General features: G+C 68.2%; 9 protein-coding genes. 4 read left to right on the forward strand and 5 right to left on the reverse strand.

The genetic code is table 11. From position 1 onward, the window contains the following. Positions 1–149: 149 nt before the first annotated feature. The 4 genes from RF638_RS15665 to RF638_RS15680 form a co-directional block, all read right to left on the reverse strand. Positions 150–410, reverse strand: a complete 261-nt coding sequence (locus tag RF638_RS15665) for a YHS domain-containing protein (protein WP_368842429.1) — start codon at positions 408–410, stop codon at positions 150–152. A gap of 26 nt (positions 411–436) precedes the next feature. Beyond that, positions 437–2,761: a heavy metal translocating P-type ATPase gene (locus RF638_RS15670; protein ID WP_368842430.1), complete on the reverse strand. Its 2,325-nt coding sequence runs from the start codon at positions 2,759–2,761 to the stop codon at positions 437–439. Positions 2,762–2,827: 66 nt separating this feature from the next. Beyond that, positions 2,828–3,775 carry a heavy-metal-associated domain-containing protein gene (locus RF638_RS15675; RefSeq protein ID WP_368842431.1) on the reverse strand — a complete coding sequence of 316 codons (948 nt, stop codon included), beginning with the start codon at positions 3,773–3,775 and terminating at the stop codon, positions 2,828–2,830. Beyond that, complete coding sequence (locus RF638_RS15680) at positions 3,772–3,984, reverse strand: heavy-metal-associated domain-containing protein (protein ID WP_368842432.1); 213 nt, start codon at positions 3,982–3,984, stop codon at positions 3,772–3,774. Before RF638_RS15680 ends, RF638_RS15675 begins: the two co-directional genes overlap by 4 nt. Before the next feature lie 88 nt (positions 3,985–4,072). Between RF638_RS15680 and RF638_RS15685 the strand changes: the two genes are divergently transcribed. From RF638_RS15685 to RF638_RS15700, 4 genes are all read left to right on the forward strand, one after another. Beyond that, positions 4,073–5,260 (forward strand): FAD-dependent oxidoreductase, encoded by a 1,188-nt coding sequence (locus RF638_RS15685; RefSeq protein ID WP_368842433.1) that lies wholly within the window; start codon positions 4,073–4,075, stop codon positions 5,258–5,260. A 476-nt stretch (positions 5,261–5,736) separates the two neighbouring features. Continuing rightward, positions 5,737–6,546 carry a hypothetical protein gene (locus RF638_RS15690; RefSeq protein ID WP_368842434.1) on the forward strand — a complete coding sequence of 270 codons (810 nt, stop codon included), beginning with the start codon at positions 5,737–5,739 and terminating at the stop codon, positions 6,544–6,546. Positions 6,547–6,639: 93 nt separating this feature from the next. Further along, positions 6,640–7,170 carry a carboxymuconolactone decarboxylase family protein gene (locus RF638_RS15695; RefSeq protein WP_368842435.1) on the forward strand — a complete coding sequence of 177 codons (531 nt, stop codon included), beginning with the start codon at positions 6,640–6,642 and terminating at the stop codon, positions 7,168–7,170. 79 nt (positions 7,171–7,249) lie between these two features. Beyond that, positions 7,250–8,563 (forward strand): MFS transporter, encoded by a 1,314-nt coding sequence (locus RF638_RS15700; protein ID WP_368842436.1) that lies wholly within the window; start codon positions 7,250–7,252, stop codon positions 8,561–8,563. A gap of 174 nt (positions 8,564–8,737) precedes the next feature. Here RF638_RS15700 and RF638_RS15705 read toward each other — a convergent pair whose 3' ends face one another. Then, on the reverse strand, positions 8,738–8,908 hold the full coding sequence (locus RF638_RS15705; RefSeq protein ID WP_368842437.1) for a hypothetical protein: 171 nt from the start codon (positions 8,906–8,908) through the stop codon (positions 8,738–8,740). Positions 8,909–9,089 lie beyond the last annotated feature (181 nt).

Genomic DNA, 9,089 nt, shown 5'->3' on the forward strand with positions numbered 1-9,089 from the left:
CCGGCGCGTCGGTGTTCTCGGTCGTGGTCTCGGGGAAGGCGATGACGTCCATGGTGGTCTGCTCATCTTTCTGGCGGTTCGGAGTGGGGCGGCGGCCCCGTGTCGGCTCTCGAGCCGACACGGGGCCGCCGAACGCGTGAGGGCTGGGGTCAGCCGACGTGGGCGTACTTGGCAGGGTCGGCGTCGAAGGCCGGTCCGCAGCCGGCGCAGCAGAGCCAGTAGCGCTGGCCCTCGTAGTCGCGGTAGAGCCCGGCGGCCTCGGCCTCGGCCTTCACGACCGGGGTGCCGGCCATGACCGGGCACAGGGCCATCGCGTCATCGGCTTGTTCGGACGGGGCGGTTCCGTTCAGCTTCTGAGTGGTGTCCTTGTTGGTGTGGCCGCAGCAGCTGCTTGTGGTGTTGTTTCCCATGGGTGGTGTCCTTTCGGTGGGTGGGTTCAGGCGTCGATCGGCTGTCGCGCCCGGGGGCGCGGGGTGGTCGGTGACGGGGTGGTCGCCTGGCTGGTGAAGGAGCGCAGACGGAGGCTGTTGCTGACCACGAAGACGGACGAGAAGGCCATCGCGGCCCCGGCGAGCATGGGGTTGAGCAGCCCGAAGGCGGCCAGCGGGATGGCTGCAGTGTTGTAGGCGAAGGCCCAGAACAGGTTCGTCTTGATCGTTCTCAGCGTGCGTCGTGAGAGCCGGATCGCGTCCGCGGCGGCCCGCAGATCCCCGCGCACCAGCGTGATGTCAGCGGCCTCGATGGCCACATCGGTGCCGGTGCCCATGGCCAGGCCGAGATTGGCCTGGGCTAGGGCGGGAGCGTCGTTGACGCCGTCACCGACCATCGCCACGGTCTTGCCCTCCTCTTGGAGCTTCGCGACGACATCGACTTTGTCCTTCGGGAGCACCTCGGCGATGACCTCCTCGATGCCGACCTCTGCGGCGACCTGCTCAGCCACGGCCTGATTGTCACCGGTGAGCAGAACCGGGGTCAGGCCCAGCTCCTTGAACTGGGCAATGGCCTGTGCGCTGGTGGGCTTGACCTCATCGGCGACCACGAGGATGCCGCGCGCGAGCCCGTCCCAGCCGACCGCCACAGCAGTCTTGCCCTGGGCTTCAGCAGCCTGCTTGGCCCGGCGCAGATCGCCGTCGAGGTGCTGGGCCCACTCGGCGAGCAGGGCCTCACGGCCGACCAGTACGGCGTGACCGTCGACGATGCCCTGGACCCCACGGCCCTCGATGTTCTCGAAGGACTCCGGTGTGGGCAGCTCCCCCACCTCAGCGGTGGCACCGGCGGCGATGGCCTGGGCGATGGGGTGCTCGGAGGCGTCCTCCAAAGCACCGGCCAGACGCAGCAGCTCCGCCCGGGCCACGCCGGGGGCGGGGATCGCCTCTGCCAGGGTCATCTTGCCGGAGGTGACGGTGCCGGTCTTGTCCAGCACGATCGTGTTGATCCGCCGGGTGGATTCCAACACCTCGGGTCCTTTGATCAGCACGCCCATCTGCGCGCCACGGCCGGTGCCGACCAACAACGCGGTCGGGGTGGCCAGGCCCAGGGCGCAGGGGCAGGCGATGATCAGCACCGCTACCGCGGCCGTGAAGCCTGCCGAGAGGGGGAATCCGGCACCAATCCACGCTCCCAGAGCCGCGACGGCGATCGCGATCGCGATGGGTACGAAAACCCCGGAGACACGGTCGGCCAGACGCTGGATCTCGGCCTTCCCGGATTGGGCGTCCTCGACCAGCTGGGCCATTTGCGCCAACTGCGTGTCCGAGCCCACCCGGGTGGCTCGGACCACCAAGCGCCCGCCCGCGTTGACGGTGGCACCGGTGACTGCGTCCCCTGCGGTGACCTCCACCGGCACCGACTCACCGGTGAGCATGGAGGCGTCGATGGCGCTCGTGCCGGAGACGATGACCCCATCGGTGGCGATTTTCTCCCCGGGCCGCACGATGAATTCATCCCCCACGACCAGTTCCTCGATGGGGATGCGCTGCTCCCGTCCCTCGCGCAGGACGGCGACCTCCTTCGCGCCGAGCTCCAACAGAGCGCGAAGGGCCGCCCCGGCGCGGCGCTTGGAGCGCTTCTCGAAGTACCGCCCCAGCAGCACGAAGGTAATCACGCCTGCGGCGACCTCCAGATAGATGTGCCCCAGCCCATCCGAGCGCGAGATCGTCAGTTCAAAGGGGTGCACCACCCCGGGCTGGCCGGCGGTGCCGAAGAACAGCGCCGCGATCGACCACAGCAGCGCCGCAGTGGTGCCGACCGAGATCAGCGTGTCCATCGTCGCCGCACCGTGGCGCAGGTTCTGCCACGCGGCTTTGTGGAAGGGCCAGCCCGCCCAGACCACCACCGGGGCGGCGAGCACGAGGGAGGCGAAACCCCAGTAGTCGAACTGGAGCGCGGGGATCATCGCCATCGCGATGACCGGCACCGCGAGAAGCGCCGCCCCGATCAGACGCTGCCGCAGGGTGCGCAGTTCGGCGTCCTCGGCCGTTGCCCCCTCGCCCGTGGGCTCCCCCGGGTCGGTCTTCGAAGGTGCTGGCAGTGCCGCGGTGTAGCCGGTCTTCTTCACCTCGGCGATCAGGTCCTGCGGGTCATAGCCGGCTGGGGCGCTGATGCGGGCCTTTTCGGTGGCGTAGTTGACGCTGGCGCTCACGCCCTCGAGCTTGTTGAGTTTGCGCTCGATCCGGTTGGCGCACGAGGCGCAGGTCATCCCACCGATCTCGAGCTCGACGTCGGTGCCCAGCGCCTGCGGCTGGGCCGAGGATGCAGACATTGCGTGCTTCTTTCTCTCGATGCGGGCCATGTGTCCGGTCTCGCCCATCAGTGGCGGGCCCGTGGGTCAGTGGCCGCCGTGCTCGGCAGTGGCGGTGTTGGTGGATCCGGTGGTGTCCAGGGCGAACTGGGCGGTGTGGACCTTCCCATCGATCTGGAAGTCGAAGTAGAGGTAGTAGCGGCCCGGGGTCGGGGCCGTGGTCGCGAACTCGACGTCCGGCCCGGAGACCTCGCCCGGGACCGGCTCAGCACCTTCGGGGTGGACGTGCAGGTAGGCCAGGTCCCCGGCGCGCAACGCGACCAGGTGCCCGTAGGCGCCCAGGTAGGGCTCCAAGGTGGTGACCGGCTGTCCGTCACGGGTGACGCTGACGGTCAGTTCCGAGGCGGATCCGGCCGACAGCTCGCCCTCCACCGAGACCTGGAATCCGTCGACCTCATCGGTGGTGGACTCTTGCGGGGCGGTCGGGGTGAAGGCACCAGCCACTTCCACGGTGCGGGTCAGCGTCAGGTTCTCCCCCGCACCGGCCGGCACGACGTCCGCGTAGACCCGGTAGGTCCCGGCCGCCTCCCACCGCCACGGCAGCGACCAGCGCCCCGCCTCGTCCATCACCGGGTGCACGTGGCGGAACCCGGTGCCGTCGGCGCGCACCACGATCAGGTGCGCCTGCTTCTCGTGCTCGGTTTCGAAGGCGGTGACCGGGGCCCCGTCGGGACCGGTGATCGTGAACGACAACTCCCCGGCCTGCCCGGTGCTTTCGGGGGCGGAGATCTCTTCGAGGAGATACCCGTTGCGCTCCATGCTCACACCCGGGGCCAGGTTCTCCGAGGAGTTCTCGGAGGTGGGCTCGGCCAGCTGTTGCCCGTGCCCACCGTCGGCGTGCTGGGCCCCTTCTGACTCCTGCGTCCAGGCCCTCACCGTCTCCTCGGGCACCACGGCCCCGGCCGCGGCGAAAGCACCGGTGAACACCACCGCCAGCCCCGCCGCGTAGACCCCCAGTCGTGCGGCGGCATTCACTGGGACCGCACCCCCTGGTAGCCGGCCTCCTGGACCGCGGCGATGACCGCCGCGTCGTCGACGGGCTGGTCACTGGTGACCACGAGCTTTCCCGTCCGGTGACTGACCTCGACGGACTCGACGCCGGAGACCTCCTGGACCTCTTCGCGGATCGACAGCTCGCAGTGCCCGCAGGTCATCCCGGTCACCTGAAATTCAGTGGTCGTCATGGCGCATCCTTCCTGCTTTAGTACCCATAGGGGGTATGTGTACATAAGATAGGTATACCCACTAGGGGTATTAGTGTCAAGCAGGATCGTGGATCACCATCAGGAGGACGAGATGGACCAGCAGGGAATCGTCATTGTCGGAGCAGGAGCGGCCGGCCTCAGTGCGGCCACGACGATGCGCACGCAGGGCTACGAGGGGCCGATAACGGTCGTCAACGGGGAACCCCATTCGCCATACAATCGGACACTGGTCAACAAGGCAGTGCTGTCAGGACTGCTTACTCCGCAGCGGATCGCCCAGCCCGAGGCGCAGACACTGGAGGCCGAGCTCGTGCAGGGCCGGGTGACCTCGGTGGACACCGAGCGCTCCGTCGTGAGACTGGATGAGGACCGCTTCCTGCCCTATGCCGCGTTGATCGCCGCCACCGGCAGCGCCCCGCGCCCGGACAGCCGCGTGACGGCCACCTCTCAGAGGGTGTTCCACCTCCACACCGTCGACGACGCCACCCGGCTGCATGAACAGCTCCGCCAGCACCCGAACCGGCTGACGGTCACCGTTCTGGGCGCGGGCTTCATCGGCGCCGAGACCGCCAGTTACCTGGTCGGCACCGGTGCGCACGTCCATCTCGTCTCTCGGTCCACGACGCCGCTGGCCTCCGCGCTGGGTGGGCCGATCGCTCAGCGCATCACCGAGTTGCACCGCGCCCACGTCACCACACACTTCGGTCGGGACGTCACCGCCCTGGTCGCCGGCCCCACCATGGTCACCGTCACCCTCAGTGATGGCCACACCGTGGAGTCCGACCTCGTCGTTGTCGCTCACGGCACCCACCCGGTCTCGGCCTGGCTCACCGGGGGTGAAGACGGTCTTGCCGTGGACTCGCACCTGCGCGCCCACGCTCACCGGCGGGTCTACGCCGCCGGCAGCGTCGCCCTGCACGCCGCCGGCGATGGGCAGCGCTATCGCGTCGATCACTGGGACGCCGCCACCGCTCAGGGTGCCCATGCCGCTCGGGCGGTCCTGCACGACCTCATCGACGCGCAGGACCCCGGCCCCTACATCCCCACGACCGGATTCACCCTCGCCCTCTACCGCCACGCTGCAGCCGCCTACGGTGTGGTGGCGCCCGGCACCCACGAGCGTCAGCACGACACCGGCACCCCCGAGGCGACACTGACCAGTTTCCACCGATCCGACGGCGCCATGACCGCCATCGCCGGTCTCGATGCTTTCCAGCACTTGTTCGCGGCCCGGAGTCAGCTCGCTGGCCCGTAGAACCCGCACACCTTTGGCCCGGGTCCAGCGAGACCCAGACCCCACTCCCACCGGCACGGGGGCGCGGCGAGGTCGCTTTCAGCCGGGCCATAGCCGCGGCGGGGGCCCATGTGTTCAGACAGTGGGGTGTGTCGGGCGTGGCTGTCTGGCCTGCGGCGGCGCAGATGGTGCGGCAGGATCCGGCGGGGTAACCCCTGCGATCCCCTCGGGCTGGATCCCAGGGCACGACGCGGCGCTCAGCGCAGGCAGCGGGCGGGCCTGCCTCTGCCGACAGTCGGGCCTAGTACCCCTGCTGGATATCGCTCCTTCGCTGGGAATACCATACGGGGGTATGGCATTCTAGTGGTGTGCTCCCTGCCGGGCAGACCGGTGAACGGACTCGGGCGGGCGACCACGAACCTCGCGGTGGCGTCGGCAACTTCGACGGACCGATCCGAGGAGCACGCGAGAACGCGCAGCACATAGATGGAGGCACGATGAAGGACCACCACAGCAGCCACGGCGACGCCTACCCTGGAGGCCTGTTGGTCTCCGAGCACGGCTACACCCTGGAGCTGGACTCGACCATCCTCGCCAGCGATCGGCAGACGGTGACCTTCCGGCTGATCGGTCCCGACGGGAAGGTACTGACCGAGTTCAGCCCAGCACATGAGCAGGACCTGCACCTCCTCGCCGTCCGGCGCGACACGACCGGTTTCCAGCACGTGCATCCGGTGATGGACGAGTCGGGAACCTGGAGCGTGGACCTGGACCTGACTCCTGGGGACTGGCGGATCTTCGCCGACTTCCGCCCGACCGGTCACGGCCCCATGACCCTGGGGATTGACGCCTCGGTCCCCGGTCAGTATGAGCCGCAACCGCTCCCCGCAGTTACCCGGACCGCACAGGTCGGCGAGTACACCGTCACCCTTGATGGAGAGCTCCTCCCGGGTGAGCCGAGCGAGCTCACCCTCAGCGTCAGCAGGAACGGCCGGCTAGTCACCGATCTGCAGCCGTACCTGGCCGCCTACGGGCATCTGGTGGCGCTGCGGGTCGGCGATCTGGGCTACCTCCACGTCCACCCGGAAGGCGAGCCCGGTGACGGCTCCACCGCGCCGGGACCGGAGATCCTCTTCGTCGCGGCCGCGCCCTCGGCCGGTTTTTATCGCCTGTACCTGGACTTCCAGCACGAAGGCCTCGTCCGAACCGCGGAGTTCACGGTGCAGGCCACCAGAACCGCTCAGGTCCCTGGCGCTACCTCGGGGAGCACACCGGGGCACGACGACGACGTCCACAGCCACCACTGATCGTGGCGTCGCTGCGCCAGCGCCCCTGGAAAGGGGCAGTCGATGAGCGCCCCCAACGCCGCTGAACAGTCCCTTCGAGCCCGAAGGATTATCATGCCTCGTCTTGCCCCACTCACCCCCGACGCGGCAGTGGGCGCCTCACGCGAACTCCTGTACGAGCTGGTCTCCCGCCATGGACAGGTCGGGGAGATGGTCTCCAGGATGGCGCACTCACCAGCTGTTCTCGGCGGGTACCTCCAGCTCAGCCGGGCCATGAAGCGAGCCAAGCTCCACCGCAAGGTAAGCGAACGCATCTCGATCGCGATCCAAGTCCGGCAAGGATGCCGACTGTGCCTGGACTCGCACGTCAATGCCGCCCGCGCGGTGGGGGTCGATGAGAAAGAGATCGAACGCGCCCGTGCAGGCACCTCGGTCGATCCCGCGATCGCGGCGATCATCGCCCTCGCACTCCAGATCTACCGCGAGCCGACGGCCATCACCGACGAGCAGATCCTCGCGCTGCGCGACCACGGCTACAGCGACCGCGAGATCACCGACGTCGTCGGCATCGTCGCCCTCAACATCCTCACCGGCGCCTTCAACCTGGTCGCCGGGCTGGGACCAGACCGCAACACCGGTCCGTAAGGACACTGCTACCTCGCCCGCCCGGGGTGTCCCCGGCGCGAGACCGTGCCCCACGGGGCGGACATGGAAGGAACGAACCATGCGCTTGTTCGCCATCCGCGACTACCGCCACCTGTACAGCGCCCAGGTCATCGCCCTGTTCGGCACCGGGCTGACCACGGTCGCCCTCGGACTGCTCGCTTACGACCTCTCCGGTCCGCGCGCCGCTTTGGTGCTCGGCACCGCCCTGACGATCAAGATGGTCCTGTACGTAGTCATCGCCCCTCTCGCGGCGGCCTACGTCGATCGGCTTCCCCGCAGAGCGTTCCTGGTTGTCCTCGACGTGGTGCGCGCTGGAGTGGTCCTCGCACTGCCGTTCATCTCCGAGGTCTGGCATATCTACGTCCTGATCGGCCTGCTCCAGTCCGCCTCGGCGGCGTTCACGCCGACGTTCCAGGCCGTGATTCCCGACATCGTGACCGATGAAGCCGATTACACGCGCGCTCTGTCCGCCTCGCAGGTGGCATACACCATGGAGAGTCTGCTCAGTCCCGTGTTGGCTGCCATCGCGTTGAGCTTCATGTCCTACAACTCGCTGTTCCTGGGCACCTCGGTCGGGTTCGTGCTCTCCGCCGCGCTCGTTTTGTCGACCCGCATTCCCAATGCCCGCCCCAGCGCTCACACCAAGGCATGGGATCGGGCCGCAGCAGGGATCAAAATGTTTGTCAGGACACCGCGGCTGCGCGGGATCATGGCGCTCAACCTGGTGGTCGCCGCGGCCGGGTCGATCGTCATCGTCAACACCGTCAACTACGTCCGTGATGTTCTGGGCGGTTCACAATCGGATGTTGCCTGGATGCTCGCCGCCTCCGGGGGCGGAACGCTGCTGGCCGCCCTCGCGCTGCCGCGCGTTCTAGACCGGATCACGGACCGCACTGTCATGCTGACCGGTGCTGCGGTCCTCGTGGTCGGCACGCTGGCTGCGGTCACGCTCACCGCCGCTGGCCTGACCACCTGGGTCGGCACCGCCATCACCTGGATCGTGATCGGCAGCGGTATGGCGATGATCGTCACCCCGACCGGCAGAGTCCTTCGCAACTCGGTCGAACCGAACGGGATACCCGAAGTTTTCGCAGCCCAGTTCTCGCTGTCTCACCTTGCCTGGCTGATCACCTACCCCATCGCCGGCTGGCTGGGCACGAACTCCGGTTTCACCATCACCTGGTCTGTCCTGGCGATCCTCGCCGCGACAGGCGCCGCCGGTGCCCTCTCCCTGTGGCCGCGCCACGACGGACCTGAAACCGTGACCGCGCCTCCAGCGCCCGCACGACCCATGTCTCAGCTGGATACGGAAGCCGGGATCGCAGAAGGCACCCTGGCCGCGTGCCAATGCGCCGGCATACGCACACCCTGAGCGAAGCGGAGCCCCTACTGGGCCTTTTTGCTGAACAGGACGGCCCAGTGCGCGACTCACCCGGCACGGCGTACGACCAACCGAATTCGTGTCTCTCGCACTACGTCTCCAGTTCCAACTGAGTCAATGCGACCATGACGATCAAGACCACCGAACCCCGCGAGGCGGCGGTGTTCACGGCTCCCCCACCGCGGAAGCCGCTGCGGCCACATCACCGAGGACACCGCCACCCAGGACTTGACCCCGACCACCTAGTCTGCCCAGGCCGATGACGCGATGACCCAGCGCCAGGTCATGTCCGCAGCCTCGGCCGCGCAGGCCCAGGGCCTCTACTGCGACTTCCAAGGTCAGCGATACTGGTTCTGTTGCCCGGCTGCACCCCGGCCTTCGACGCCGACCCCGCCAAGTACGCGGTGGCCCGGCCTCGCGCAGCACCTCTGGCGCCGACGGTCCCGGACCCCCACACGAAACCGACCGAAAGACGATGACATCACCATGGACACCACTCCTGTCCCCGACACCACCA

The organism is Kocuria sp. CPCC 205235, assembly GCF_040980905.1.
Classification (GTDB): Bacteria; Actinomycetota; Actinomycetes; order Actinomycetales; family Micrococcaceae; genus Kocuria; species Kocuria carniphila.

What these genes read in the sequence shown, in the direction of transcription:
- RF638_RS15665 (WP_368842429.1), bottom strand. Translation starts at nt 410, where the DNA reads ATGGGAAACAACACCACAAGCAGCTGCTGCGGCCACACCAACAAGGAC.
- RF638_RS15670 (WP_368842430.1), bottom strand. Translation starts at nt 2,761, where the DNA reads ATGTCTGCATCCTCGGCCCAGCCGCAGGCGCTGGGCACCGACGTCGAG.
- RF638_RS15680 (WP_368842432.1), bottom strand. Translation starts at nt 3,984, where the DNA reads ATGACGACCACTGAATTTCAGGTGACCGGGATGACCTGCGGGCACTGC.
- RF638_RS15690 (WP_368842434.1), top strand. Translation starts at nt 5,737, where the DNA reads ATGAAGGACCACCACAGCAGCCACGGCGACGCCTACCCTGGAGGCCTG.
- RF638_RS15695 (WP_368842435.1), top strand. Translation starts at nt 6,640, where the DNA reads ATGCCTCGTCTTGCCCCACTCACCCCCGACGCGGCAGTGGGCGCCTCA.
- RF638_RS15700 (WP_368842436.1), top strand. Translation starts at nt 7,250, where the DNA reads ATGCGCTTGTTCGCCATCCGCGACTACCGCCACCTGTACAGCGCCCAG.